This is a genomic window from Rathayibacter sp. SW19 (assembly GCF_030866825.1).
GTDB classification, from domain to species: Bacteria; Actinomycetota; Actinomycetes; order Actinomycetales; family Microbacteriaceae; genus Rathayibacter_A; species Rathayibacter_A soli.
Genome location: NZ_CP133020.1, coordinates 647,789 through 673,606 on the forward strand (window position 1 = coordinate 647,789; position 25,818 = coordinate 673,606).

Here is a 25,818-nt window from a genome sequence, read left to right on the forward strand (position 1 = left end):
TCAATAAGTATTTTCATATATGGTAAGTGCGTTCAACACGAGTGTTTGCAGATGCTGGATCCGATCAGATCGACTGACCTCTGTCCGACACGCGGCAGGTCGGGACAGTGAGCGGAGGCAGCAATGACCGAACCGCAGGACCTGTCCCGGGGCGGTGTGACCGACGAGCGCGTCGGGCATCGCATCCGACAGCTCCGCAGAGCGAAGGGCCTGTCTTCGAAAGAACTCGCCGCGCGTGCAGGGTTGACCGCGTCCTACATCAGTCGCATCGAGAACGCCAAGGTCAGCCCGACCGTTGCCACCGTCGGCAAGCTCGTCCAGGCCATGGGCGAGAGCTTCGCAAGCCTGTTCGATGACGCGCAAGCGTCAGGTCCCGTCGTGCGCGCCGGCGACCGGCACCCGCTGCACAGTCGAGGCGTCGACGACTTCCGCGTGACCCCTGCCTGGGCATCGCGGCTTGTCGTCATGGAATCGCTCATCGGCCCGGGGCAGGCCAGCGGTGCCCAACCGCATACGCATCCGGGCGACGAGGAGTGCGTTCTGGTTCTTGACGGTCAACTGACAGTGTGGCTGGACAACCGCGAATACCTTCTTGGTCCCGGAGATTCCGCGACCTATCTGTGTCGGCTTCCACATCGTTGGAGAAATGTCAGCACCGGCTCGAGCCGCGTTCTGTGGATCATCACGCCGGCGATTTACTGAGCACTCCGCTGACGGGTGACCAGAACCGGACATGCCTATCGGTTGACGTAGCCCAGGTGCAGCTCGTTATACCGGTCGCCTTGAACTCCCAGTCGACTGGTCAGCGAGTCAAGATCAGCGACCTCGTCGGCGGACAGTGCGACAGTGGTTGAGCCGGCGTTCTCCTCAATCCGCGACGTGCGCCGGGTGCCCGGGATCGGGGTGATCCAGGGCTGTTGGGCGAGCAACCATGCCAGGGCGATCTGTCCGGGAGTGGCGCCCTTGTCGTTCGCGAGTTCGGAGACGCGCTCAACGATGGCGTGATTCGCATCCCGATTCTCCGGGGTGAACCGGGGGATAGTCGTTCGTACGTCCCCGTCGGCGAATGTGGTTGATGCGTCTACGGCGCCCGTCAGGAACCCCTTTCCGAGCGGGCTGAATGGTACGAAGCCGATGCCGAGTTCCGTCAGTGTCGGCAGGATCTCCGGCTCCGGGTCTCGCGTCCACAGCGAGTACTCGCTCTGGAGCGCCGTGACCGGGAAGACTGCGTGGGCGGCTCGGATGGTCGCGGCCGCAGCTTCGGACAGTCCGAAATGGCGCACCTTGCCTGCCTGGACGAGGTCGCCGACCGTGCCGGCGACGTCCTCGATGGGGACGTTCGGGTCGACGCGGTGCTGGTAGAAGAGATCGATGACGTCTGTGCGCAGCCGGCGAAGGGATTCGTCTGCGACGCGCCTGATGCGCTCAGGGCGGCTGTCGAGGCCGACGGATTTGCCGTCGTCGATCTTCCAGCCGAATTTGGTCGCGATCACGACCTGGTCGCGAACCGGCTCCAAGGCTTCGCCGACGAGTTCCTCGTTGACGAAGGGCCCGTACACCTCGGCGGTGTCGAAGAAGGTGACGCCGCAGTCGAGGGCGCTGCGTAGGACACGGATCATATCGTCGCGGTCGCCCGGATTGGGCCCGTAGCTCTGGGACATGCCCATGGCACCCAATCCGATCGCGGAGACTTCGAGGCCTTGGCCGAGGGTTCGTGTGTGCATGGTGACTTCCATTTCTTCGGGTTCTTGGTCGGCTACTGGCGGCGGCGCCTGACGGCGACCAGTTCGTGCTGTCCATAGCTGTTGTCATCCGGATTGATGGTCACACCGGGTGCGACGAGCTCGTCGATGCGGTCGAGGACGTCCGCGGACAGCGTCACATTCGCGGCAGGCAAGTACGACTCCAACTGCTCCATCGTGCGCGGGCCGACGATCGCGGAGGTGACGCCGGGGTGATTGATGACGAACGCTATCGCCAGCTCGATCAGGGTGAGCCCGGACTGCTCGGCGAGCAGCGCAAGTTCCTCCACGACGTCAAGTTTGCGCTGGTTCGCCGGCGTGCTCATGTCGAAGCGCGCGCTCGGGCGTGCGTGCGACGTGGGAGCCGAGGCGGAATCCTTCCGCCACCGGCCCGATAGCCAGCCGCCGCCTAGCGGACTGTACGTCAGTGCGCCCATGCCGTACCGCTGAACCGTGGGGAGGATGTCCTCCTCGATGCCCCTGACGAGGATCGAGTATGGCGGTTGCTCGGTCACGAACCGCTCCAAATTGCGCTCGCGAGATGCCCACTGCGCTTCGACGATCTGGGACCCAGCGTATGAAGATGAGCCGAGGTAGCGGACCTTGCCCTGGTGCACCAGGTCGCTGAGCGCACCGAGGGTCTCCTCCACGTCCGTGTCGGGGCTGGGTCGATGCACCTGGTAGAGGTCGATGTAGTCCGTGCGCAGCCGACGCAGCGAGTTCTCAACCTCACGGATGATCCAGCGCCGTGACCCGCCGCAATGGCCCAGGTCATCGCCCATCGGCATGAAGAACTTCGTCGCAAGGAAGACGTCGTCGCGGCGTCCTTCGAGCGACTCACCGACGATCTCCTCTGAGATCCCGCCGGAGTACACGTCCGCTGTGTCGATGAAGTTGATGCCGCTGTCGAGCGCGCGATGGATGATGCGGATCGAGTCGGAGCGATCGTCGTTGCCCCATGGGCCGAACATCATCGCTCCGAGACAGAGTGGGCTGACCTGAACACCCGTTCGTCCGAGATATCGATAGTCCATCTTTATTTTCCTTTCTGGAAAAGTTGTACTTCAGGGGCGCCGGTACTCAGCGGTGCTGAGCTTCTCGAGCCAAGTGGTTGTGGCTGCCGGATCGTCGGCGCTGTCGAGCATGGCGAGGTGCTCCATGAAGTCCTCGGGTGTTGCACCGTGCCAGTGCTCTTCTCCCGGCGGTGTGTACACCGTCTGTCCGGGGTGCACCTCGATCACCGTGCCATCGCGGGTCCCCATGAGCGCGATGCCGTCGGTGACGTGCAATGTCTGACCGTGCGCGTGCGAATGCCACGCCGTGTGCGCGCCGGGAGCGAACCGAACACGGGCCACGACCATCCGCTGTCCGGCATCGTGGGGCGCGGCGATCGAGTCGACCCACACATCGCCGGTGAATGTCGCGTCTGGCCCCTTCGTCGTTGCGGGCTTGGGTTCAATTCTCATCGTGGTCCTCACGCTTCGGGGATGGCGCGATCGAAGAAATCGGCGCGGGGTGCATCTGGGTCCGGTCCATTGCGAATGCCGGTGTCGAGTGCGTCGATCCGTGCGAGTTCATCGGCGGTCAGCTCGAAGTCGAAGACGTCGAAGTTCTCGGCGATCCGCTGCGGGTTGGTGGATTTGGGAATCGCCGACCGGCCCTGTTCCAGATGCCAGCGCAGCATCACCTGGGCGGCTGACTTGCTGTGATCTGCGGCAATCGCCTTCAGTGTGGGGTCGTCCATCACGCTGCGTCGCTCGTCACCGCTACCCGGATAGGGGTAGAAGGTGATTCCGCCGATGGGTGACCAGGCCTGGGTCAGGATGCCGTTCTCCTCGTCGATCTTCCGCACCTCCGGTTGCGTGAAGTACGGGTGCAGTTCGATCTGGTTCACGGCCGGCACGACGTCGGTCGCCTCGAGGAGTCGTTCCACATGGTGGGGCATGAAATTGCTGACACCGATCGCGCGCACCTTCCCGTCGGCGAACAACGTCTCGAGCGCCTGGTATGCGGCGATGGTCTTGTCGAAACGATCCGGCGCCGGCTGGTGAAGGATCAGGAGATCCAACTGTTCGACCTCCAGCTTGCCGACGGCCTTGTCAAACGCGTGCAACGTTTCGTCGTATCCGTAGTCCGAGACCCAGACCTTCGTCTCGAGGAACACCTCGGCTCGATTCACCCCAGATCGACGGATGCCTTCACCCACCTGTCGCTCATTCCCGTACGCGGCGGCCGTGTCGATATGGCGGTAGCCCGTCTTCAGTGCCGCCTCGACCGCCTGAGCGGTCTCCTCGGCCGGGCTCTGGAAGACGCCGAAGCCGAGGGCCGGCATCCGCACGCCGTTGTTCAGTGTGAGTTCGATCATGATGCTTCTCCTTGAGTGGAACTTGTGGGTGTTAGTCGCAGAGTGAGCGCGTGCGCTTTCTCGCCGACGACGGAGGCGACGATGCGTTGCCCATAGCGGTCGTACTTCTGGTGATACGCCGTGTCGATCGCGTTCTGCTCGGCCGCGTTCGCCGCGGTGAAGCTCACGTCTCGTCCGACTCCACCGGCTTCGATGCGACCGGCACCGGATCGCAGAGCTCGAACAAACCAGGGATTTTCGGGGCCATGAGCGGAGCGGACGTAAATGCTCTCGCCAACCCGCACGGCCCAGATCGTGACGAATGCGCGCGGGGTGCCGTCTTTGCGGTACGAACTGATTCGTAGCTCGTCGGCGTGCCCGATCTGATCGAGTTCGTCGCCGGTCCAGCTCGTCATGCCTGACTCCGTTCGGCTTCGTCTTCGGTGAACACGCGTTTCGCGACCTGCATGGCCGACATCGCCTTGGGCCAGCCCGCGTAGAACGCAAGGTGGGTGATGGCCTCCTTCAGCTCAGTCTCGGTCAAACCGTTCTGCTTGGCCATCCGCAGATGCCCGACCAGTTGTTCCGTGCTGCCTGAGGTGACAAGACTGGCGACGGTGATCAGGCTTCGATCGCGACGCGCGAGTTCAGGTCGGCTCCAGACGTCGCCGAAGAGCACGTCGTCGGTGAGGTCGACCAGTTTGGGTGCGAAGTCGCCGATCGCGCGTTGTGCTGGCGTTTGTTTCTCGTCGTTCATGGTCTGACCATCACTTTCAAGGCTGTTCGTTCGTTCATGGCTCGGTATCCGGTCGCTATCTGCTCCAGTCCGACCTCCTGGTCGAAGACCCGGCCCGGCTGCACGGTGCCGTCGAGGACGGCTGGCATGAGTTGCTCGATATAGCCGCGCACGGGTGCCGGACCGCCCGTGAGTGTCACGTTCTTTCCGAATACGGGCCATCCGATCGGCCCCTGCTCGTACTGCGGCACGCCTACCCGCGAGATGACCCCGCCAGCGCGCACGATTCCGACAGCCTGCTGGTATGCGGGCAGATGGCCGACCGCTTCGAGCACCTTGCCCACGCCGTGGCCGCCGGTGAGGTCGAGTACTTTCTCGATGCCCTCTTCCCCACGTTCGGCGACGACATCCGTTGCTCCGAATTGGCGCCCGAGGTCGGTGCGTGCTGTGTGGCGTCCCATCAGGATGATCTGCTCGGCCCCGAGCTGCTTCGCAGACAAGACTGCGAGCAAACCCACTGCGCCGTCTCCGATGACTGCGACGGTATCGCCGCGGGTCACGCCGGCGCGCACCGCCGCGTGCCATCCGGTGCCGTACACATCCGACAGGGTCAACAATCCAGGCAGGAGCGCATCGTCGACAGCGCCTGGCACCTTCACGAGGGTGCCGTCTGCCAGTGGCACACGCACCGCTTCCGCCTGTGCGCCGGCAGTGCCGAACTGGGGATCGTTCCAGAACCCACCGTGTTCGCACGACGTCTGCAGTCCCTCACGGCAGAATTGGCAGGTTCCGTCTGAGATGGCAAATGGGCTGATGACGAAGTCCCCGGCCTTGAGCGTGGCCACCTCGGAACCCACCTCAGCGACCACGCCGATGAACTCATGACCGATCGTTTTGCCCGCGGGCGTGTCGGGAAATGAATGGTACGGATGCAAGTCGGATCCGCAGATGCAGGCGCGGGTCACCCGCACCAGCGCGTCGGTCGGGCGCACGATGGTCGGGTCTGGCGCGTCGACAACGCGCACGTCGCCGCTTGCGAAAATGTAAGTCGCTCTCATGGGGTCCCTTCTGAAAGCTGGGATGAATCGGCCGCTTCCTCGGTGGCTATTCGTCCAGTAAAGGCCGATTCGTGTGAGCGCGGGAGTGTCTGTCGTAACAGGTAACCGCAGTGCCTCCCAGAACCCGGCTCGAGCACGTATCTTCGAGGTATGGGAGACATCCGGGCAGACATCCGCGAGTTCTTGAGTTCGCGCCGCGCGCGGATCACGCCGCAGCAGGCAGGCCTGCCGGCCTTCGGCGGGAACCGCCGTGTTGCCGGGCTGCGGCGGGAAGAAGTCGCAATGCTTTCGGGTGTCTCGGTCGACTACTACGTTCGGCTTGAACGCGGCGATCTAGCCGGAGCGTCAGAGGGCGTGCTCGATTCGTTGGCGAGAACCCTTCAGCTGGACGACGCGGAGCGGGAGCACCTCTTCGATCTGGCGCGCGCGAGCGGACCGGGGAAGAAGCGCGCAACGAAGGCGACGACATCCGTTCGTCCAGCCGTGCAGCAGGTGCTCGATGCGATTGCGGATGCCCCGGCGTGGGTGCGCAATGGGCGTCACGACATCATCGCGGCTAATCGGATGGGCAGGGCGTTGTATTCACCCGTCTTCGACGATCCGCGACGACCGGTCAACACGACCCGCTTCACCTATCTCAATCCGGCAGCCAAGGAATTTTGGCGCGACTACGACAAGATCGCACACGATGCCGCCTCGATGCTGCGGCTGGAGGCAGGGCGCTCGCCGCACGATCCCGAGCTGATTCAGCTGATTGGCGAACTGTCGACACAGAGCGAATTGTTTCGCCAGCGGTGGGCGTCGCGCGACGTCATGTTTCATCGCAGCGGAGTGAAGCGACTGCACCACCCGGTGGTCGGCGATCTCGATCTCAACTACGAGTCCATGGAGCTTCCGAGCGAGCCGGGGCTCGTCTTGAACGTGTACACGGCACCTGCGGATTCGGCCTCAGCGGACGGCCTCAAGCTGCTCGCATCCTGGGCAGCAACCCAGAAAGAGGAGTTCAACGCCACAGACGGCGTGGCACGAGCAGTGCACGGGCAGCCTTCGCCCTGATAGTGCGCGCGCCCTGCATCGGGGATGCCGCGGTGCAGCCCGCTGAGGACCGCGGCCTGTCGTCACCGGGGAAGCCGCCGAGCACGATCTCCGGCCTAGCGTGAACAGTGCCGTACGTGCAACGTGCCCTACGCGACGGACCACCCACCGTCGGAAGGCAGGATGACGCCGTTGAGGTTCACGCCGTCGTCGCTGAGCAGGAAGGTGATTGAGGCGGCGAGAGCGTCGGCTTCTGCGGCATCCGGGAGGAGTGTCATCGCAAGGCGCACGCGCTCGGCGCCGAGAGCAGAAGCGAACTTCGCCTCGATGTTCGTGATCGTCGGCCCCGGTGCGACCGCATTGACCCGGATGCCGCTCGGCCCGTACATGAACGCGCTGGATTTGGTGAGCCCCGCGACGGCGTGCTTGGACGCCGTGTAGGCGGCCCCGGCAGCGGATCCGCGCAGGGCGGCCTCCGACGCGGTGTTCACAATCGAACCGGATGCTTGCGCCAGCATCGTCGGGACGACTGCTCGCATCAGCTTCATGGTGCCGGTGACGTTGATGGCGAGCACCCGATTCCACACGTCGTCACCCAACTCGTGCACGGGAGTCATGTCATCCATGATGCCGGCGATGTTCGCGAGCCCGTCGATCTTCTCTCCGGCTGCTGCCACGATTGCGGCGGTCGCCGCGTCATCGGTGATGTCCCCTGCGACCGGCACGATGTCGAAGCCCGCCAGTTCGGCGACGAACTCGTCGAGTCGTTCGCGGGAAATGTCAACGGCGATCACCTTTCCGCCCTCGCGGGCGACACGAGAGGCGGTCGCCCGGCCGATACCGGAGCCCGCGCCCGTGACAATCACGGTCTTGCCCGCGAAGCGGCCCGGTGTCACCTGCTCAACCCACGGCTCCGGCTCGGCACCGGCCTTTGTCGTGGCCGCGGTCGTGGCCGCGGTCGTGGCCGCGCCGGCGGAGGATGCTTGCGGCTCGGCAGGTGCGGAAGCACCGGCATCCGTGGTGCTCTGCGCTGTAGACGACGGAATGTCGCCGGACAAGGTGCTGGGGCTGTTGCTCATGGCTGGATCTCTCTAGGGTCGCGGGACGGTTCGGATGCTTCGATACTACCGGACAAGCATGTCCGGTAGTACGCTACACCCGTGCCGGCAATTCCGAAAGCGACAGCAACTCCGACTGCGACAACACCCGCGACGCCGAAGGCGAACCGTGGTCCGAGCGCGGGCCCGGCTAACCGCCAAGCCCTCATCGACGCAGCCCGGGAGGTGTTCGCCGAGACGGGGCTCAGCGCCCCGCTGAGCACAATCGCTCGTCGGGCCGGAGTCGGCCAGGGCAGTCTCTACCGGCACTTCCCCGACCGCATCGCGCTGGCTCTGGCCGTGTTCGACGACAACATCACTGAGCTCGAACTACTCGCTGCGCGACCGGATGCCCGCCTCAGCGAACTCTTCGACAGCGTTGCCGAGCAGGCGATGGGCTCCGGCGCACTGATCGACCTGATCACCTCGGAACGGCACGACCAGCGGACCGTACACCTGCGCACCCGCGTCGAGACCGTCGTCGACACAATGCTGGCGCGCGACCAAGCGCGCGGCCGGATGGGTGCGCACGCCGTAACCGACGATGTCATGCTCGCTATCTCGATGCTCGCCTTTGTTCTCGCGCGAACGGATGCCGAAGAGCGGCACGCGGTTGCGGAGCGAGCGCGTCAGCTGCTTCGCACGGCACTGGGCATCACAAGCATCCAATTAGATGACAGCTCGGATCAACAGTTGGAACGAGCATGACTCGGCCGCCGGCAACCATGGAATCGTCCAGCGGTGTGAGCCGTATGCCGCCAGGAGCCCGGACGCTGCCAGGATGCTCGCCAGCGATGCCGCCGGACTGAGGCGCTGGCGCGATGCGGCCGTTGCTGCCGCCGAAACCGTGTCATGACAGAGCAAGCCGACTCAGTGCCGATCAACGTCGTGCCGAGCGCCGCGCTCATCACCGCCGCGCCCATCAGCGCGGCGCCTCTTATCACTGGTCTGGTCATGCATCCGCAGATTCGCGATTCGGTCTTGGCGGCGCATACGCTTGCGGAGCTCCGCGCGCTTGTCGAGCTCCGTGAAACTCCCGTGCCCGACCAGGCGTGACGGGCGGCACGAAGGTACGCAGGCACAAAAAAGTCCCGCTCCCAGTAGAAGCCTGGAAACGGGACAGTGGCTCCGACCGGCATCGATCCGGTGACCTTTCGATTTTCAGTCGAACGCTCTACCAACTGAGCTACAGAGCCAAGCGCGGGCGCCGAAGCATCCGCACCTTGAAAAGAAGCCCTTCCTTTCGAAAGGGCTTCTCACCAGCGACCCTGACGGGACTTGAACCCGCGACCTCCGCCGTGACAGGGCGGCACGCTAACCAACTGCGCTACAGGGCCTCACTATTAGTACTGTTTGATTGTATTCGGTTTAGTAGTCTGTAGCCCCAACGGGATTCGAACCCGTGCTACCGCCGTGAAAGGGCGGCGTCCTAGGCCGCTAAACGATGGGGCCGTGGGGCCTTTCGACACCATGACTACCGACGAGTAAGCATACGGGTTGGCCGCGCGAATTGCCAAACCGAGCAACGGCATCCGCGGCGCTGCTCGTACACGCTCAAGCGGCGGATGTAGAAATGAGCGGCAGTTCAGGCGAGCAATCATCGGCCACCGGGATACATTCGCTGAAGATTCACGTTCAGCTTCAGCTGAAGATTCCGATGCGAAAGAGCAATGCGCCCCTCCACAACGAACACCCAACACCGCCATAGCGGCCTGAGAGGCGCGCGATCGTGGCGCATCCGCACAGCGATCATCGCGGTGCTCGCGCTGGCCTCGGTCGGAACGCTCGCGTCGCCGGCTTATGCCGACGACTATCCCAGCTGGCAAGACGTTCAGAACGCCAAGTCGAACGAGGCCGCAGCGTCCGCCAAGGTGACCCAGATCGAGGCCCTGATCAGCCAACTGCAGGGCGAAGTCGCGCAGACCGAAGCCGAAGCGCAGGCGCGCGGCACCGAGTTGGAGATCGCTCAGCAGAAATTCGCAGACGCCGACCGACGCGCAGAGGATCTTCAGACCCAAGCAGACGCATCCAAAACGAAAGCGGATGCCGCGACCAAGCAGGCCGCGCGCCTCGCCGCGCAGCTCTACCGCACCGGCGGCGGCAACTTGAGCGCCAACCTGTTCCTGCACGGCGGAACGCAGGATAGTGCCGCAGCAGATCGACTGCTCTCCAACCTCGGCAGCATGAGCAAGCTCGTCGAGAGCACCAACGACATCTACAAGTACGCGCTTATGGCGCAGAACAGCGAGAAGTCGCTCTCCGCACAGGCCTCCGTCGCCAAAGCCGAGCGTGAGACGCTGCGCAACGAAGCGGATGCTGCGCTCAAGGCAGCGGTCGCGGCCGCACAGGCCGCAGCGGCCAAGCTGGCTGCGCAGCAGCAGCAGATATTGGTGCTGCAGGCGCAAGCGGCGGCGTTGAGAGACAAGACCGCATCGGTTGTCACCAGTTATGAACAAGGGGTAGCGGCGCGTGCTGCCGCGGCCGCAGCAGCGGGCAGCGGAGCAGGGCTGCCCGGCGGCTACGTCGGGCCGCAGGGTTGGGCCAACCCCGTGCGTGGTGTCATCACAGATGGGTTCGGTTCACGCGTGTCACCATGCCCGGGATGCTCGAGTTATCACTACGGAATTGACATCGGAGCGCCGGGCGGCTCGCCGATCTACGCCGCGCACGACGGGACGGTGCAATACGCGGGCTGGAACGGCACCTGCGGCTACACGGTGCAAATCAATCACGGCGGTGGAATCACTACGGAGTATTGTCACATCATGCCGGGCGGAATCATGGTCGGCATCGGCCAGCAGGTCGGTGCCGGGCAGCCGATCGCCCGAGTCGGCATGACGGGGGCGGCCACCGGCTACCACCTGCACTTCGAGGTGTGGATCAACGGTCGCCCGATCAATGGCATACCGTTCATGGCAGAACGAGGAGCACCACTTGGCTAGCAACAAGAACCACCGCACGGGGCCGCTGCTCGCGTTCGGGGCCGTCGCGATGGGCGCGGTGACGGCATCCGTCGGCATCATCACGCCACCGGCGTTCGCTGACGACTACCCCTCGTGGAACGACGTGCAGCAGGCCAAACAGAACGTCGCGCAGCAGCAGGCGCTCGTCGACAAGATCACCGGCCTGATCAACGGACTGCAAGCCCAGGTGGATGCCGCCAACGTGCAGGCGGAGAAGGCTGCGGAGGCGTATTTCCAGGCCAGAGACGCACTGGATGCCGCTACCAAGCGTGCCGATGATCTTCAGAAGCAAGCGGATGCCGCGTCAAGCAAGGCGAAAACCTCGCGCATGCGCGCGGGGCTTCTCGCCTCGCACTTGGCACGCACGGGTGGGCAAGACTCATCCGTCGATCTCATGCTGAAGGGCGGCAACAGTTCGGCTGCGGATGCGCTGCTGTACCAGCTCGGTGCCATGAGCAAGCTCACTGAGCAGTCGCAGGGAATCTACGACCAAGCGATCGCGGACAAGAATGCGGCACAATCGCTCACTGACCAGGCGAAGGTGGCAAAGGCTGCGCGAGGCAAACTCGCGGATGCCGCGACCACCGCTCTGCAAGCGGCAAAAGACGCGCAGGCGGCCGCGCAGGGGGCGTTGGCAACACAGCAGCAGAAGTCGACCGAGTTGATCGCCCAGCTGGCGTCACTGCAGAACACGTCGGCCGCTGTTCAGCAGCAGTACGTGGCGGGCGAACAAGCAAGGGCGGCGGCTGCCGCGCAGGCCAAGGCGGCAGCGGATGCGAAGGCCGCAGCGGATGCCCGTGCGGCGGCCGCAGCGAACAGCGGTGGTAGCGCTGGTGCAAGCGCCGGAGGTGGTGGAGGTGGTGCGCCCGTCGGGCCACCGAACGGCAGCGCCGTGCAGAACGCGATCAACTACGCCCGGGCACAACTCGGCAAGCCGTACATCTTCGGCGGCGAAGGTCCGTATGGCTACGACTGCTCTGGGCTGACGATGATGGCGTACCGGTACGCGGGCATCTACATCGGCACGCATTCGGTCAACAATCAGTGGTACACCGCGGCGTCTCGCGGGCAGATCGTGTCGTACGGCAATCGGCAGCCGGGGGACCTCATCTTCTGGGGGGATGGCCCAGGCGACTTCTACCACGTCGGCATCTATATCGGCGGCGGCATGATGATCGCAGCACCAACCGAGGGCGATGTCGTCAAAATCCAGTCAGTGTGGGGCAGCCCATACTGGCAGGTGGCACGCCCGAGCGCGTAGCCGGCCTACAAAAGTCTCGATACGCCTACTCGCTGCGCTCGCGGGCTACTCGACCACCGAGTAGCAGTACCGCTGGTCGAGTAAGGAGCGCTAGCGACTGTATCGAGACCTCGTGAGCCGATCTGTGCGGGTCTCGATACGCCTGCTTGCTGCGCTCGCGGGCTACTCGAGCGAGGGCGTCAGCGAGTGTGCGTTCCCGCGCGAGTAAGGGCTTCCTGAATTAGGCGCTCCGCCTCGGCGGCGTTGCCCCAGGCATCCACGTTGACGAATTTGCCTGGCTCTAGGTCCTTGTAGTGCTCGAAGAAATGCTCGATCTCCTTGCGGGTGTACTCCGGGATGTCGTTCACGTCCTGAATGTGCGCCCAACGCGGGTCCTTGTACTGCACCGCGATGACCTTGGCGTCGCCGCCGGCCTCATCCGACATGTTCAGCACGCCGACCGGGCGCACCTTGACACCGACACCCGGGAACAGCGGGTAGTCCAGCAGCACGAGCACGTCGAGCGGGTCACCGTCTTCGCCGAGCGTGTTCTCGAAGAAGCCGTAGTCGGTCGGGTACACGAAGCCGGTGAACAGCACGCGATCCAGGAACACGCGGCCCGTCTCATGGTCGACCTCGTACTTGTTGCGGCTGCCGCGCGGAATCTCGATGATCGCGTCATAATCGGCCATAGTTGGTTCTCCTTCGCCTGAAGCTACAGAACTGGTGAGCGGATGCCTGACAGGTGGCCGTCGTTACGGCAGCGGATCTGCAAGTCTGGGAATAACGTTACTGGATGGAGATTGACGTGCCCGCCGCCCGCCGCCCGCGCCTCACGCCGGCGATCGCAGACATCCGTCGTGCCGTGCGCGAACTGCTCATCTCCGTAGTGAGCCGACCCGACAGTGTTCAAAACGACGGAGATTCTTCGCGCAACGCTGGGCGACCTGGCACGTCGGCCGGCGCGTCGGCAAAAAAGTCCGTCGTTTTGGTCGGCCTCAGCGGGGGAGCGGATTCGCTGGCCCTCGCGGCGGCGACCGCTTTCGAGGCGCCGAGGGCGGGCATCCGAGCGGGGGCGGTGATCGTCGATCACGGCCTGCAAACCGGCTCTGCGGATGTCGCCGCTCGCGCCGCCGAGCAGGCCAGCGCTCTCGGCCTGGCCCCTGTGCTCGTCCGCCGAGTCGTCGTCCCTCTCGCCGGCCCGGGCGCCGTGGAGCCCGGCCGAGTGCATCCAAGTGGTCGTTTAGACCCGGTTTTGGGGGCCGATGGCGACCAGATGGATGCACTCGCGGGCCTGGAGACGGGTGGGGCCCGCGCGGGAGCCGGACGGCCGGGCCCGAACGAAGGGCCGGAGGGCGCGGCACGCGCCGCGCGGTACTCCGCGTTCGACGACGCGATGCGCGAGGTCGGAGCGAGCCATGTGCTGCTTGCGCACACGCTCGATGACCAGGCCGAGACCGTGCTGCTCGGGCTGGCGCGCGGGTCGGGGGCGACCAGCCTGCACGGCATGAGCCCCGTGAACGGGCCGTACCTGCGACCGCTGCTCGGCATCCGCAGGGCGATGACGCGACAGTTCTGCACCGATGCCGGGCTGACACCGTGGGATGACCCGCAGAATCTCGACACCCGGTTCGCTCGGGTGCGGGTGAGGCAGACCGTACTGCCGACACTCGAGGCGCAGCTCGGCCCCGGGATCGCCGAGGCGCTCGCCCGCACGGCGCTGCAACTTCGAGAGGATGACGACGCCCTGGACGCAATGATCCGGGAGACCATCGAGGACATCTGCGAACCCGCTGAGGCCGGCATCGCCGTGTCGGTGGGCGCACTCGAGGCGAACCCGCCCGCGCTGCGTCATCGCATCATCCGTTATGTTGTCGCGAGCGAATTCGGCATCGGATTGGAACGCACTCACGTCGAGGCAGTCGCGCGGCTGATCACGCATTGGCACGGTCAGAAAGCACTCGACCTGCCCGGGGTTAGAGTTGCTAGACACGCCGGAATGCTCGTCTTTCAAGCGAACACTCCGGCTTGACTGGTTCGAACCGCGAAAGGTGCGCCCGTGCTGGATACCGACATCGCCGATGACCTCACATCGGTCCTCGTCACCGAAGACGAGATCTTGGCGAAGCTCGCCGAACTCGCTCGCCGCATCGAAGCGGACTATGCGGACAAGGATGTCTTGCTCGTCGGAGTGCTCAAAGGCGCGGTCATGGTCATGGCTGATCTTGCGCGCGAATTGAAGATGCACATCAACATGGACTGGATGGCGGTCAGTTCCTATGGGGCGGGCACGCAGTCGAGTGGCGTGGTGCGCATCCTCAAAGACCTCGACAGTGACCTCACCGACCGTCACGTGCTCATCGTCGAGGACGTCATCGACTCGGGGCTCACGCTCGCCTGGCTCACCGAGAACCTGCGAACGCGAGGGCCGGCATCCGTCGAGATCTGCGCCTTGCTGCGCAAGCCGCTCGCCGCGAAGGTCGAGGTGGATGTCAAGTATGTCGGCTTCGACATCCCGAACGACTTCGTGGTCGGTTACGGCCTCGACTACGCAGAGCGCTATCGCAACCTGCGTTCGGTCGGCGTTCTCGCGCCGCACGTGTACGAGGGGTGAGCGCGCGCCCTTCGACTTCGCTCAGGGATCGACCACTCCGGTCGCTGAGCGAAGCCGAAGCGCAGTACAGGGCGACCCTTCGACGTCGCGGTTCCTGAGCAGGCCGCTCGCGGCCGTCTCGAAGGGCAGGGACCGGTAAGCCGGATACTGGGCAAACTCTGGTTCCCCCTTGGGCGAACACGCAGGGAGCATCCAGTACCGTCGCGATACCCTAGCAACACCATGAACTTGAAGAAGATTTTCCGTGGCCCGATTCTGTACATCGTGCTCGCGGTCATTGCGGTCTGGATCGGGTCGAGCCTGATCACGGCGTCCGGCTTCCAGGAGACGACGACCCAGAAGGGCCTTGCGCTCCTCCAAGACGGCAAGGTCGCATCTGCGGTTGTCGTCGACGGCGATCAGCGTGTTGATCTGACACTGGCTCAGCCCGACGGCAAGCTCGGCACGAAGGTGCAGTTCTACTACGTGGCGCCGCGTGGCCCCGAGGTCGTCAAGGCGGTCTCCGACGCGAACCTCTCAAAGGGCTACAACGACCAGGTTCCGCAGCCGAACTGGTGGGGCTCGATGCTCGGCATCCTGATCCCGATGCTGCTGATCGGCGTCTTCTTCTGGATCATGCTCTCCGGCATGCAGGGCGGCGGCAACAAGGTCATGCAGTTCGGCAAGTCCAAAGCGAAACTTGTCTCGAAGGAGACCCCGAAGGTGACGTTCGACGACGTTGCCGGCGCCGACGAGGCGATCGAAGAGCTCGAAGAGATCAAGGACTTCCTCAAGGAGCCGGCGAAGTTCCAAGCCGTCGGCGCGCGCATCCCCAAGGGCGTGCTGCTTTACGGCCCTCCAGGTACCGGTAAGACGCTTCTTGCCCGTGCCGTCGCAGGTGAGGCGGGCGTTCCGTTCTATTCGATCTCCGGGTCGGACTTCGTCGAGATGTTCGTCGGCGTCGGCGCGAGCCGTGTGCGTGACCTGTTCCAGCAGGCCAAAGAGAACTCGCCTGCAATCATCTTCGTCGACGAGATCGACGCCGTCGGTCGTCACCGCGGCGCAGGCATGGGCGGCGGTCACGACGAGCGCGAGCAGACGCTGAACCAGTTGCTCGTCGAGATGGACGGCTTCGACGTCAAGACCAACGTGATCCTGATCGCCGCGACTAACCGGCCAGACATCCTCGATCCTGCCCTTCTTCGCCCGGGCCGGTTCGACCGTCAGATCGGCGTCGACGCTCCTGACATGCTCGGCCGTTTGAAGATCCTGCAGGTGCACGGCCGAGGCAAGCCGCTCGCGAAGAGTGTTGACCTCGAGGTGCTCGCGCGCAAGACTCCCGGTTTCACAGGCGCAGACCTGGCGAACGTGCTCAACGAGGCTGCGCTCTTGACCGCGCGCTCGAACGCGCAGTTGATCGACAACCGCGCCTTGGACGAGGCCGTCGACCGCGTCATCGCCGGACCGCAGAAGCGCACCCGGGTGATGAAGGACCAGGAGAAGGTCATGACGGCCTACCACGAGGGCGGGCACGCGCTCGCCGCCGCGGCGATGCGCCACACCGACCCCGTGACGAAGATCACGATCCTGCCGCGCGGTCGCGCGCTCGGCTACACGATGGTGATGCCGCTGGAGGACAAGTACTCCGTCACACGCAACGAGCTGCTCGACCAGTTGACCTATGCGATGGGCGGACGTGTCGCCGAAGAGATCGTCTTCCACGATCCGACGACCGGCGCATCCAACGACATTGAGAAGGCGACGGGGATCGCGCGCAAGATGGTCACCGAATACGGCATGAGTGCCGATGTTGGTGCCGTCAAGCTGGGCCAGTCCTCCGGCGAGATGTTCCTCGGTCGTGACATGGGTCACAGCCGTGACTACTCGGAAGAGATCGCCCAGCGCGTCGACGCCGAAGTACGTGCGCTGATCGAGAAGGCGCACGACGAGGCCTGGGAGGTTCTGAACGCCAACCGCGACATCCTCGACAAACTCGCGCGCGAACTGCTCGAACACGAAACGCTCGACCACAACCAGATCGCAGAAATCTTCACTGAAGTGAAGAAGCTGCCCGAGCGCCCGCAGTGGCTCTCGAGCGACAAGCGTCCGCTCTCCGATCTGCCGCCGATCGCCTACCCGACCCCGACGGCCCCGATCGATGAGGGCGTCGTCGACGGCGGAATCGACTCCGAGCCGACGCCGTCTAAGCCGAAGCGCACGCGGCAGACGAAGCCCCGCCCCGCCACCGCGTAGTCTGGGCGCGTGGCCGAAGCGGATGGCCACAGCGCGTATGCACGGCGCGTTGGCAACGGCGCAGACACCGCGCATAGCCAACACAGCGCATAGCGAACACAGCGCAAGCCAACACAGAGGAGTCATGTGAGCGAGGTTGATCGCGCGCGCATCGTTGCCGCTGTCGCCGAGGTTCTCGCTGCAATCGGCGAGGACCCCGCGCGGCCCGGATTGGTTCAGACACCGAATCGAGTGGCGGATGCTTACGCGGAATTCTTCGCGGGCGTCGGCGAGGACCCGCTGACGCAGCTCGCGGATGCGGTGCCGATCGGTGACCACGACGCCGAGACCGTGCTGCTGCGCGACATCGCCTTCCGCTCGATCTGCGAACATCACCTGCTGCCCTTCCTCGGGGTTGCGCACGTGGCCTATCTGCCCGGAGAGCGCGTTGTCGGTCTCGGCCGGATCCCGCGGGTGATCGAGACGCTCGCAGCGCGACCGCAGGTGCAGGAGCGCCTGACTGAAGAGATCGCTGACGCCCTGGAATCGGGGCTCGCCCCGCGCGGAGTGCTTGTCGTGCTCGACGCTGTGCACGAGTGCGTCACCACGCGCGGTCCCCGCCAGATCGGCAGTTCGACGGTCACCATCGCCAGCCGAGGTGTACTGTCCGATCCGAGCGCCCGCGGCGAGCTCATCACCCTGATCGGCGGAGGTCATGATGCCTGAGTGGCGAGGTGACGACCTCGACGCACACAGCACCGAAGGGAACAGCTCCCAAGAACACAGCCCCGACGGTCACGTGCTTGCGCAGGCCCACACGGAAGACACGCAGACGCGACCGTTCGACATCCGCTCGCTTGATTCGATCGCGGTCGATGCGCACACGGCTGCGGCCTCGATGGGGCTCGCGGGGCGCCGCCCGGCCGGGTTTGAGCGTACGCCAATAGCGCGCACGCAGATCATGGGTGTGCTCAACGTCACACCGGATTCGTTCAGCGACGGCGGACTCTACGCCGACCAGAACGACGCGGTGCGCCATGGCATCGAGCTTGCCCGACAGGGAGCTGACATCGTCGATGTCGGCGGTGAGTCCACACGGCCCGGCGCGCATCGCGTGCCGATCGATGAGGAGCAGGCCCGGGTGATCCCGGTAGTGCGTGCTCTCGCCGAGCGCGGCGTGCGAGTCAGTGTCGACACGATGAACGCGTCGACGGCTCTGGCGGCGGCGGCGGCCGGTGCGCAGCTGATCAACGACGTGTCCGGCGGTCTTGCCGACCCGGCCATGGTCGACGCCGTAATCGCGACAGGCCTGCCCTATGTCGTGACCCATTGGCGCGGGCACAGCACCGAAATGGATGCCCATGCCACCTATGCGGATGCCGCCCGCGAGGTGCGCGAGGAACTGTTCGCCCGTGTGGGTGAGCTGATCGTGCGCGGTGTCGACTCGTCCCGGCTGATCGTCGACCCCGGGCTCGGCTTCGCCAAGGCGTCCGTGCACAACTGGCAGGTGCTCGCACACCTGGACGAATTCGAACAGCTCGGGTTGCCGGTGCTGATCGGGGCCTCTCGCAAGCGATTCGTCGCAGACCTGCTGCCCGCAGGCGCGCCGGCTACGGATCGTGACGCGCCGACGGCCATAATCAGTGCCCTGGCTGCGCAAGCCGGAGTCTGGGGTGTGCGGGTGCACGACGTGCCGAGCACCCGCCTGGCGCTGGACATCGTCGAGGCGTGGGCTGCAGGGCGCGGGCAGGATGCGGCGCTCACGGTGGGCGCGACGGGCACTGCGGATGCGGCGCTGACGACGGGCGCTGCGGATGCGGCCGGCGCGACGGGCGCGGAGAGCGGCGAGCGGGCGGCGGCATCCGCCAAAATGGACCTATGAGTTTGGACACGATCACGCTGACCGGTCTGCGCGTGCACGCGCACCACGGGGTATTCGACTTCGAGCGCGAGAACGGGCAGGAGTTCGTGATCGACGTGACCGTCTGGCTCGATCTGTCGCCGGCCGCGAGCGGCGACGATTTGGCCGCGACGGTGCACTACGGCGACTTGGCTGTTGCCGTGGTCGACGCGGTCAGCCACGATCCGGTCGACCTGATCGAGACCGTCGCGGAACGCGTGGCCGCTGTCGCGCTGAGCTTCGCCGCGGTGCGCCGCACACAAGTGGCCGTGCACAAGCCGAACGCGCCGATTCCGGTTCCGTTCGACGACGTCACGGTCACAATCGTGCGCGAACCGACGGCCAGCAGGTCAGCGCCCGGGGAGCCGGCGTGACGGGCGGCATCCATCGTCCGAAACCGCAGCGGCTGAAAGTCGGCGTGCCTGCGGTGCTCGCCCTGGGCAGCAACCTCGGCGACCGGGTGGCGACGCTCGCAGCGGCGGTCGCCGATCTCGACGCGACCCCGGGCATCCGGGTTGAGGCGCGTTCGATGCTTGTCGAGACGGATGCGATCAAGCTCTCCGGCGTCGACCGCGCCGCGCCGCGCTATCTGAATGCCGTGGTGCTCATCGATACGACGCTCGACCCGTACGCGCTGTTGAGCGTTGTCAATGCGATCGAAGCGCAGCACGGCCGTGTGCGCGAGGTGCGCTGGGGCGACCGCACCCTCGACATCGACATCGTGGACTATGACGGGCGTTTCCTTTCCGATGAACGCTTGACGCTCCCGCACCCTCGTGCCGCCGAGCGCGCGTTCGTGCTTGCCCCGTGGCTCGACGTGGATGCGCATGCCCGCGTGCCCGGCGCCGGTCGCGTTGTCGAATTGCTCGCGAAGGCGACTGACGCCGTGCATCCGTATCAGGAAGCATCCGGCTGGGACGGCATCCGATGAAGCGCACCCGCCCGACCCCGCTGATCGGTCTTGGCGTCGCCGGGATCGTGGTCGGCTTTCTTTGGGAGCTCGGCACGGTTGCCGCGGGCAGTGCGGTGCTCGTGCCGCCGCTGTCGCTGCCGATCACCTTGGTCGCGATTGCCGCCATCGTCGTGGCGTTCGCCATTCCGATTCGACGAGCGGTGCAGGGCCGCTCGAACGCGCGCATCGACCCGTTCCGCGCAGCGCGGATCGTGGTTCTTGCCAAGGCGTGCAGTCTCGCTGGAGCGCTGCTGACCGGCGGAGGCATCGGTATCCTCACGTATCAGGTCACGCGATCCGTGCTGCCAAGCGCAGGGCCTTTGTGGCTGGCGGGGGCTGCGGCGTTCGGAGCGCTCGTGCTCTTGGTGGCCGGGCTGGTCGCAGAGCACCTGTGCGCCTTGCCGCCGTCAGACGACGAAGAAGAAAAGGCGCCAAGCCAGCACGCCACTTGACTCGGCTGTGACGCCGCTGCGGTAACCGCGCACCGACGTCGCTCTGAACTAGCGCTCAGCACGCGCGACTACGATGGATTGCGATCACCGCCCGGCGACCGGCCGTGCCCGCACCCAGGAGAACCGTGACGCAACGCTTAGACATTGCCGCCGACTTCACCCGCGTGTCGCCGAAGTACGTGCTGGTCGTGCTCGTCGAGTCGCTTGTCGGCGGCGCGATCTACAGCGCCATCGCCCTGGTGCTCTGGCTCATCGCCGGCTGGAGTTGGGTCTGGGTGGCACTCATCGTAATCGTGGTCGCAACCCTCGTCTTGATGATCGTCGCGCCGCGGCGCGCTCGCGCGATCGGCTATCAGCTGAGGAACGACGATCTGCTGATGCGCCGCGGCATCATGTTTCAGCGATTCGTGTCCGTGCCATACGGGCGGATGCAGCTCGTGGACGTGACGCGCGGCCCGATCGCCCGCATGCTCGGACTTGCCGAACTACGCTTCGTGACAGCAGCGGCATCCACCAAGGTCGAGATTCCGGGGCTACCGGAGGCCGATGCAGCCGCACTGCGCGATCGCCTCGTCGAACTCGCCGAGAGCCGCCGGGCGGGACTGTGAGTTCGCAGGGTCTTTCCGGTGCGCACCCTCCGGGCGCGGCGCAGCGCACCTTCACGCGCTATGCGGACGGCCAGTGGCATCGGCTGCATCCGGCAACACCGTTGCTGCGCGGCGGTATCGCGCTGATCGCCGTGCTCGGCGTGATCGTCGCGAACCTTCGGGAGCGTCTGGTCGATTTCTTCTTTCACACGCCGAGTTACGGGGGAGATCCGATCGATCAGATCTACAACCGTGGTCTCACAGGCTGGGCACTCCTCGGCGTCGCCGTGGTGATCCTAGTTGCGATCGGCGGTTTCTACCTGTCCTGGCGGATGCACACCTTCCGCATCGGAGATGAAGCGGTCGAAGTGCGTAGCGGCATCCTCTCACGCTCACACCGCAAGGCCCGGCTGGACCGCATCCAAGGGATCAACGTGCACAGGCCTGTCTTTGCCCGCGTCTTCGGCGCGGCCAAGCTGGAGATCGTTGTCGCAGGGCACGACGCGAATGTGCACCTTGCCTATCTGAGCTCCGGCCTTGCGGAAGATCTGCGCCGCGACATCCTGCGGTTGGCATCCGGCGCGCAAGTCGCCGAAGCCGTGCCGCCGCCTGCGAGTGCGCACGATGTAGCGGGGCAGCACCGCACCGTGACCGACATCCTGAGCAATCGCGTTGACGAGTTCATCAGCCCCGCCGATCTGAATCCGGATGCCGCACCGCCGGCATCCGTCGTCATGATGCACCCCGGGCGGTTGGCCGGCTCGCTACTGCTGAGCGGGTTCACCGTGTTCTTGTTGATCGTTGCGGCCGCTGTCACAGCCGGAGTGTTGAGCGGCCGGTATTGGATCTTGTTCGTCATCCTCCCCGGCTTGCTCGGAACGCTCGGTTATTACACCCGTCGATTCGGCAAAGCACTGCGGTATTCGATCTCCGGCACGTCAGACGGCGTGCGGATCGGGTTCGGCCTGTTCGCGACGAGCAGTGAGACATTGCCACCCGGCCGGATTCACGCGGTTGAGGTGCTCCAGCCAGTGCTGTGGCGACCGTTCGGCTGGTGGCAGATCCGGATCAACACGGCAGGGCATTCCCATCAACGCGGTGCGGGGGAGTCCAACAGCATGACACTGCCGGTCGGCAGCGTCGGTGACGTGCACAGGGTCTTGCCGCTGCTGTTGCCCGGGCTCGACGACGCGACCCGCACAGCGATCGCAACGGCAGGGATGAACCGACACGCCGAGCAGAGCGTGTTCGCGGACGCGCCGCGGCGCGCGCGTTGGCTGCGGCCGTTCTCCTGGCGGCGCACCGGCTACACGATCGTGGACGGCGTCGTCGTGCTGCGACATGGAGTCATTGGCCGACGCATCATCTTTGTGCCGCTCGCCCGGTTGCAGAGCGTCGAAGTGCGGCAGGGCCCGGTACGTCGCTGGTTCGCGCTCGCAAAGGCCAGGGTGCACACCGTCGAGGGTCACGTGCACCCTGAACTGTCGGTGATTGCCGTTGATGCCGCACTCGAACTGTTCGATCGGATCTCATCCGGCGCGATCGCCTGGGCCGCCCGCGATACCAGTCATCGCTGGAACGGACCAGCGACAAGCTCGGGCAACGAGGGCCGCGGATGAGCCGAGGGCCGCGGATGAGCGCGGAACGTTCCGGAAGACTCGGCGTCGGCATCGTCGGCGCAGGCCGGGTCGGTCCGATTCTCGGAGCCGCCCTTGCCGGCGCCGGGCACGCGATCGTGGGTATTTCGGCAGTGTCGGAAGCGAGCCGGGAACGCGCAGAGGCGATCTTGCCAGGCGTTCCGATTCTTGAGGTTCCCGTTTTGATCGAACGCAGTGAGCTTGTACTGCTTGCCGTGCCCGAATCCGAGTTGCCTCAGCTGGTCGCTGGGCTTGCGGCTGCGGGCGTCTGGCAGCCAGGGCAGCTCGTGATGCACACCGCCGCAGGGTATGGCGTCGGTGTGCTTGCTCCGGCGGTTGCAGCCGGAGCGATTCCGCTTGCGATCCACCCGGCGATGGCGTTTACCGGCACTAGCATCGACCTCGTGCGCATTGCCGAGAGCTCGTTCGCCGTAACGGCGCCCGCGCCGGTGCAGCCCATCGGGCAAGCGCTCGTGGTAGAAATGGGCGGCGAGCCGGTGCTCGTCGCAGAGGACGACCGACCCGCGTATGCGGAGGCGATCGCAACTGCGACAACGTTTTCACAGGCGATCGTGGCGCAGGCTGCAGACATCTTGATCGGAATCGGCATGGAGAACCCGGGAAGCTTCCTCGCCCCGTTGGTGCGTTCAACGGTGGACGATGCACTGAGCCGGGCGGGTACACGAACGCCGCCACCGATCGAAAGCGACATGCTGTGACCGCACGGGCCGACACACACGCTGCGACAGTGGACCGTGCGATTGCCGTTGCGACGACCATCGACACCCTTCATGATGCGCTCGAGTTGGCTGTGAGCGGCAGCCGGAATGAGCACCGAATCGCGCTTGTGCCGACCATGGGAGCATTGCATGCCGGGCATCTGAGTCTCGTTCGGCGGGCCGCGCGCATCGCGGATGTCGTCGTCGTCTCAATCTTCGTGAACCCTCTGCAGTTCGGGCCGACCGAAGACCTGGAGCGCTACCCGCGCACCCTCGAGGCGGATCTTGCGACGCTTTCGGGAGAAGCGGACCTCGTGTTCGCGCCCTCGGTAACGCAGATGTATCCCGATGGTCCAACAGCCACACGCGTGAGCGCAGGAGCCGTCGGGGCTCTGTACGAGGGCGTCACGCGCCCCGGTCACTTCGACGGAATGCTGACCGTTGTTGCCAAGCTGATCAACATCGTCGGTCCGCAGGTGACGGTGTTCGGGCAGAAGGATGCACAACAGATCTTCCTTGTTCGCCAAATGGTGCGCGACCTCAACCTACCCACCGCGCTGGAGGTGGTGCCGACGGTGCGCGAGGCGGACGGCTTGGCCCTGTCCAGTCGCAACCGGTACTTGAACGCAGGCGAGCATGACGCGGCGCTCGTGCTGTCTGCGGCGCTGGCGGCGGCATCCGACGCGGCTGTTGACGGAACGGATGCAGCGCTGTCCATATCGCGCGCGCGTGTGGCAAGCAGGCCAGCGGTTAAGCTGGACTATCTCGTGGTAGTCGACCCGGAAACGTTCCTGCCGGTCGCCGACGACTACCGCGGACAGGCAACGATGCTGATCGCCGCGCGCGTGGGATCAACCCACTTGATTGACAACGCCTCGTTGGTGATCGGATCGTGACTGCCGGCAACCTCTCATGACAGAAAGACCAGCCATGGCCAATCCCCCCGCAGATGCAACCGTCGAGCCTGGTCTCAGCGACGCCGAGATCGGCGAGCAGAAGGCCGTGCGGCTGCACAAGCGCGCGCGTCTGATCGCATCGGCTGCAAGCGCTGCCGGTGGCGCCTATCCGGTGACGTTGCCGATCACCGATTCGATCCCGGCCGTGCGCGAGCGTTTCGGCGACCTGCAAGTGGATGCAACTACAGGGGTGAACGTCGGCGTCGCCGGCCGAGTCGTGCATCTGCGCAACACCGGCAAGCTCTGCTTCGCGAGCCTGCAGTCCGGCGATGGCAGCCGCATCCAGGCGATGGTGTCATTGGCATCCGTCGGCGAGGAATCACTCGCACGTTGGAAGGAGTTCGTCGACCTCGGCGACCACGTTTTCGTCTTCGGCGAAGTCATTTCCAGTCGACGCGGTGAGCTCTCCGTCATGGTGGCCGAATGGCAGATTGCGGCCAAAGCACTGCTGCCGCTACCCAATCTGCACACGGAGCTCAGCGAAGAGACCCGGGTTCGCAGCCGCTACCTCGACCTGATCGCACGCCAACAGGCCCGCACGAACGTGCTGAACCGATCGAAGGCCGTTGCCAGCCTGCGGGCCACCTTCACTGCCCGCAACTTCATCGAGGTCGAGACGCCGATGCTGCAGACGATGCATGGCGGGGCATCTGCTCGCCCGTTCGTTACGCACTCGAACGCGTTCGACACCGAACTGTACCTTCGCATCGCACCGGAACTGTTCCTCAAGCGCGCGGTCGTCGGTGGCATTGAGCGCGTCTACGAGATCAACCGCAACTTCCGCAACGAAGGCGCAGACTCCACGCACTCGCCTGAGTTCGCGATGCTCGAGGCGTATGAGGCCTACGGCGACTACAACACGATGGCCGAACTGACCCAGACCCTGATCCAGGATGCGGCGCTGGCCATCTCCGGCGGCCACACGGTCACGTGGGCGGACGGTACCGAGTACGACCTCGGCGGGGAATGGGATCGGATCTCCATGTTCGAGAGCCTCTCAGCAGCCACCGACGTTCAGATCACGCCGCAGACACCGATCACTCAGCTGCAGGCGATCGCAGAAGCAGAGGGCATCGAGGTGCCGCACCCGATCCACGGCAAGTACGTCGAGGAACTCTGGGAGCACTTCGTCAAGGGCTCCCTTCAACGCCCGACCTTCGTCATGGACTTTCCCGTTGACACCAGCCCGCTCGTGCGCGCGCACCGGTCGCTCGAAGGCGCCGTCGAGAAATGGGACCTGTACATCCGCGGATTCGAGCTGGCGACCGGATACTCCGAACTGGTCGATCCGGTCGTGCAGCGGGAGCGTTTCGTGGAGCAGGCGCGCCTGGCCGCGGCCGGCGATGACGAAGCGATGCGCCTCGATGAGGAATTCCTGCGTGCACTCGAGTTCGGCATGCCGCCCTCGGGGGGAATGGGGATGGGAATCGACCGGCTGCTGATGGCGCTGACCGGGTTGGGCATCCGAGAGACCATTCTGTTCCCGCTGGTCAAGTAGCCGGTGCCCCTCCTCCCCGTTCCGTCGCCTCCTAAAAACAGTAGGTCTGGGTGCATTCGCTTGGGAACAGGAGGTTA

General features: G+C 65.1%; 28 protein-coding genes and 3 tRNA genes. 19 read left to right on the forward strand and 12 right to left on the reverse strand.

The genetic code is table 11. The features are described 5' to 3' along the window. Positions 1-123 precede the first annotated feature (123 nt). Positions 124-702, forward strand: coding sequence for a type II toxin-antitoxin system RelB family anti-toxin (locus QU604_RS03105; RefSeq protein WP_308467340.1), 579 nt, complete (start codon positions 124-126; stop codon positions 700-702). Between the two features lie 35 nt (positions 703-737). Here QU604_RS03105 and QU604_RS03110 read toward each other — a convergent pair whose 3' ends face one another. Genes QU604_RS03110 through QU604_RS03140 form a run of 7 tightly spaced genes read right to left on the reverse strand, consistent with a single transcriptional unit; the run spans position 738 to position 5,880 of the window. After that, positions 738-1,724: an aldo/keto reductase gene (locus QU604_RS03110; RefSeq protein ID WP_308467341.1), complete on the reverse strand. Its 987-nt coding sequence runs from the start codon at positions 1,722-1,724 to the stop codon at positions 738-740. A 32-nt stretch (positions 1,725-1,756) separates the two neighbouring features. Then, a complete protein-coding gene (locus QU604_RS03115; RefSeq protein ID WP_308467342.1) occupies positions 1,757-2,776 on the reverse strand; it encodes an aldo/keto reductase in 1,020 nt (339 codons plus the stop codon). 30 nt (positions 2,777-2,806) lie between these two features. After that, positions 2,807-3,208: a (R)-mandelonitrile lyase gene (locus QU604_RS03120; RefSeq protein ID WP_308467343.1), complete on the reverse strand. Its 402-nt coding sequence runs from the start codon at positions 3,206-3,208 to the stop codon at positions 2,807-2,809. Between the two features lie 8 nt (positions 3,209-3,216). Then, a complete protein-coding gene (locus QU604_RS03125) occupies positions 3,217-4,107 on the reverse strand; it encodes an aldo/keto reductase (RefSeq protein WP_308467344.1) in 891 nt (296 codons plus the stop codon). Next, positions 4,104-4,502, reverse strand: a complete 399-nt coding sequence (locus QU604_RS03130; protein WP_308467345.1) for a DUF2255 family protein — start codon at positions 4,500-4,502, stop codon at positions 4,104-4,106. The genes QU604_RS03125 and QU604_RS03130 overlap by 4 nt, the downstream gene beginning before the upstream one ends. Continuing rightward, positions 4,499-4,843, reverse strand: coding sequence for a carboxymuconolactone decarboxylase family protein (locus tag QU604_RS03135; protein ID WP_308467346.1), 345 nt, complete (start codon positions 4,841-4,843; stop codon positions 4,499-4,501). Before QU604_RS03135 ends, QU604_RS03130 begins: the two co-directional genes overlap by 4 nt. Beyond that, positions 4,840-5,880, reverse strand: a complete 1,041-nt coding sequence (locus QU604_RS03140; protein WP_308467347.1) for an alcohol dehydrogenase catalytic domain-containing protein — start codon at positions 5,878-5,880, stop codon at positions 4,840-4,842. The genes QU604_RS03135 and QU604_RS03140 overlap by 4 nt, the downstream gene beginning before the upstream one ends. Positions 5,881-6,030: 150 nt before the next feature. On the opposite strand from QU604_RS03140, the gene QU604_RS03145 reads away from it, so the two are divergent. Then, positions 6,031-6,936 (forward strand): helix-turn-helix transcriptional regulator, encoded by a 906-nt coding sequence (locus QU604_RS03145; protein WP_308467348.1) that lies wholly within the window; start codon positions 6,031-6,033, stop codon positions 6,934-6,936. 128 nt (positions 6,937-7,064) lie between these two features. On the opposite strand, the gene QU604_RS03150 is transcribed toward QU604_RS03145, so the two are convergent. Next, positions 7,065-7,994: an SDR family NAD(P)-dependent oxidoreductase gene (locus tag QU604_RS03150; RefSeq protein ID WP_308467349.1), complete on the reverse strand. Its 930-nt coding sequence runs from the start codon at positions 7,992-7,994 to the stop codon at positions 7,065-7,067. 81 nt (positions 7,995-8,075) lie between these two features. On the opposite strand from QU604_RS03150, the gene QU604_RS03155 reads away from it, so the two are divergent. Next, complete coding sequence (locus QU604_RS03155) at positions 8,076-8,720, forward strand: TetR/AcrR family transcriptional regulator (protein WP_308467350.1); 645 nt, start codon at positions 8,076-8,078, stop codon at positions 8,718-8,720. Between the two features lie 144 nt (positions 8,721-8,864). After that, entirely contained in the window at positions 8,865-9,068 is a 204-nt protein-coding gene (locus QU604_RS03160; protein WP_308467351.1) for a hypothetical protein, read from the forward strand. Positions 9,069-9,135: 67 nt separating this feature from the next. On the opposite strand, the gene QU604_RS03165 is transcribed toward QU604_RS03160, so the two are convergent. The 3 genes from QU604_RS03165 to QU604_RS03175 form a co-directional block, all read right to left on the reverse strand. Then, positions 9,136-9,208: transfer RNA gene (locus QU604_RS03165), tRNA-Phe, on the reverse strand. Between the two features lie 67 nt (positions 9,209-9,275). Then, positions 9,276-9,349: transfer RNA gene (locus QU604_RS03170), tRNA-Asp, on the reverse strand. A 42-nt stretch (positions 9,350-9,391) separates the two neighbouring features. Further along, positions 9,392-9,464, reverse strand: a tRNA-Glu gene (locus QU604_RS03175). 218 nt (positions 9,465-9,682) lie between these two features. On the opposite strand from QU604_RS03175, the gene QU604_RS03180 reads away from it, so the two are divergent. After that, a complete protein-coding gene (locus QU604_RS03180) occupies positions 9,683-10,954 on the forward strand; it encodes a M23 family metallopeptidase (RefSeq protein ID WP_308467352.1) in 1,272 nt (423 codons plus the stop codon). Further along, positions 10,947-12,236, forward strand: coding sequence for a C40 family peptidase (locus QU604_RS03185; protein WP_308467353.1), 1,290 nt, complete (start codon positions 10,947-10,949; stop codon positions 12,234-12,236). Before QU604_RS03180 ends, QU604_RS03185 begins: the two co-directional genes overlap by 8 nt. A gap of 179 nt (positions 12,237-12,415) precedes the next feature. Here the strand turns inward: QU604_RS03185 and ppa are convergent, their stop codons facing one another. Beyond that, entirely contained in the window at positions 12,416-12,907 is a 492-nt protein-coding gene (ppa, locus tag QU604_RS03190) for an inorganic diphosphatase (RefSeq protein WP_308467354.1), read from the reverse strand. A gap of 104 nt (positions 12,908-13,011) precedes the next feature. On the opposite strand from ppa, the gene tilS reads away from it, so the two are divergent. The 13 genes from tilS (at position 13,012) to lysS (ending at position 25,741) form a co-directional block, all read left to right on the forward strand. Beyond that, complete coding sequence (gene tilS, locus QU604_RS03195; protein ID WP_308467355.1) at positions 13,012-14,247, forward strand: tRNA lysidine(34) synthetase TilS; 1,236 nt, start codon at positions 13,012-13,014, stop codon at positions 14,245-14,247. A gap of 27 nt (positions 14,248-14,274) precedes the next feature. Beyond that, a complete protein-coding gene (gene hpt, locus QU604_RS03200) occupies positions 14,275-14,829 on the forward strand; it encodes a hypoxanthine phosphoribosyltransferase (RefSeq protein WP_308467356.1) in 555 nt (184 codons plus the stop codon). Between the two features lie 222 nt (positions 14,830-15,051). Continuing rightward, entirely contained in the window at positions 15,052-17,061 is a 2,010-nt protein-coding gene (ftsH, locus tag QU604_RS03205) for an ATP-dependent zinc metalloprotease FtsH (protein ID WP_308467357.1), read from the forward strand. A gap of 126 nt (positions 17,062-17,187) precedes the next feature. After that, positions 17,188-17,766, forward strand: coding sequence for a GTP cyclohydrolase I FolE (gene folE, locus QU604_RS03210; protein WP_308467358.1), 579 nt, complete (start codon positions 17,188-17,190; stop codon positions 17,764-17,766). Next, positions 17,756-18,922, forward strand: coding sequence for a dihydropteroate synthase (folP, locus tag QU604_RS03215; RefSeq protein ID WP_308467359.1), 1,167 nt, complete (start codon positions 17,756-17,758; stop codon positions 18,920-18,922). The genes folE and folP overlap by 11 nt, the downstream gene beginning before the upstream one ends. Continuing rightward, entirely contained in the window at positions 18,919-19,314 is a 396-nt protein-coding gene (folB, locus tag QU604_RS03220; protein ID WP_308467360.1) for a dihydroneopterin aldolase, read from the forward strand. The genes folP and folB overlap by 4 nt, the downstream gene beginning before the upstream one ends. Then, the gene (gene folK / locus QU604_RS03225; protein WP_308467361.1) at positions 19,311-19,871 is read left to right on the forward strand and encodes a 2-amino-4-hydroxy-6-hydroxymethyldihydropteridine diphosphokinase; all 561 of its coding nucleotides are present in this window, start codon (positions 19,311-19,313) and stop codon (positions 19,869-19,871) included. Before folB ends, folK begins: the two co-directional genes overlap by 4 nt. Beyond that, positions 19,868-20,344, forward strand: coding sequence for a DUF3180 domain-containing protein (locus tag QU604_RS03230; protein WP_308467362.1), 477 nt, complete (start codon positions 19,868-19,870; stop codon positions 20,342-20,344). Before folK ends, QU604_RS03230 begins: the two co-directional genes overlap by 4 nt. Before the next feature lie 125 nt (positions 20,345-20,469). After that, on the forward strand, positions 20,470-20,952 hold the full coding sequence (locus QU604_RS03235) for a PH domain-containing protein (protein WP_308467363.1): 483 nt from the start codon (positions 20,470-20,472) through the stop codon (positions 20,950-20,952). Beyond that, on the forward strand, positions 20,949-22,550 hold the full coding sequence (locus QU604_RS03240) for a PH domain-containing protein (protein ID WP_308467364.1): 1,602 nt from the start codon (positions 20,949-20,951) through the stop codon (positions 22,548-22,550). Before QU604_RS03235 ends, QU604_RS03240 begins: the two co-directional genes overlap by 4 nt. A 14-nt stretch (positions 22,551-22,564) precedes the next feature. Continuing rightward, positions 22,565-23,287, forward strand: coding sequence for a Rossmann-like and DUF2520 domain-containing protein (locus QU604_RS03245; protein WP_308467365.1), 723 nt, complete (start codon positions 22,565-22,567; stop codon positions 23,285-23,287). A 59-nt stretch (positions 23,288-23,346) separates the two neighbouring features. Beyond that, complete coding sequence (panC, locus tag QU604_RS03250) at positions 23,347-24,183, forward strand: pantoate--beta-alanine ligase (RefSeq protein ID WP_409350052.1); 837 nt, start codon at positions 23,347-23,349, stop codon at positions 24,181-24,183. A gap of 34 nt (positions 24,184-24,217) precedes the next feature. Next, a complete protein-coding gene (gene lysS, locus QU604_RS03255) occupies positions 24,218-25,741 on the forward strand; it encodes a lysine--tRNA ligase (RefSeq protein WP_308467367.1) in 1,524 nt (507 codons plus the stop codon). The last annotated feature ends 77 nt before the right edge of the window (positions 25,742-25,818 follow it).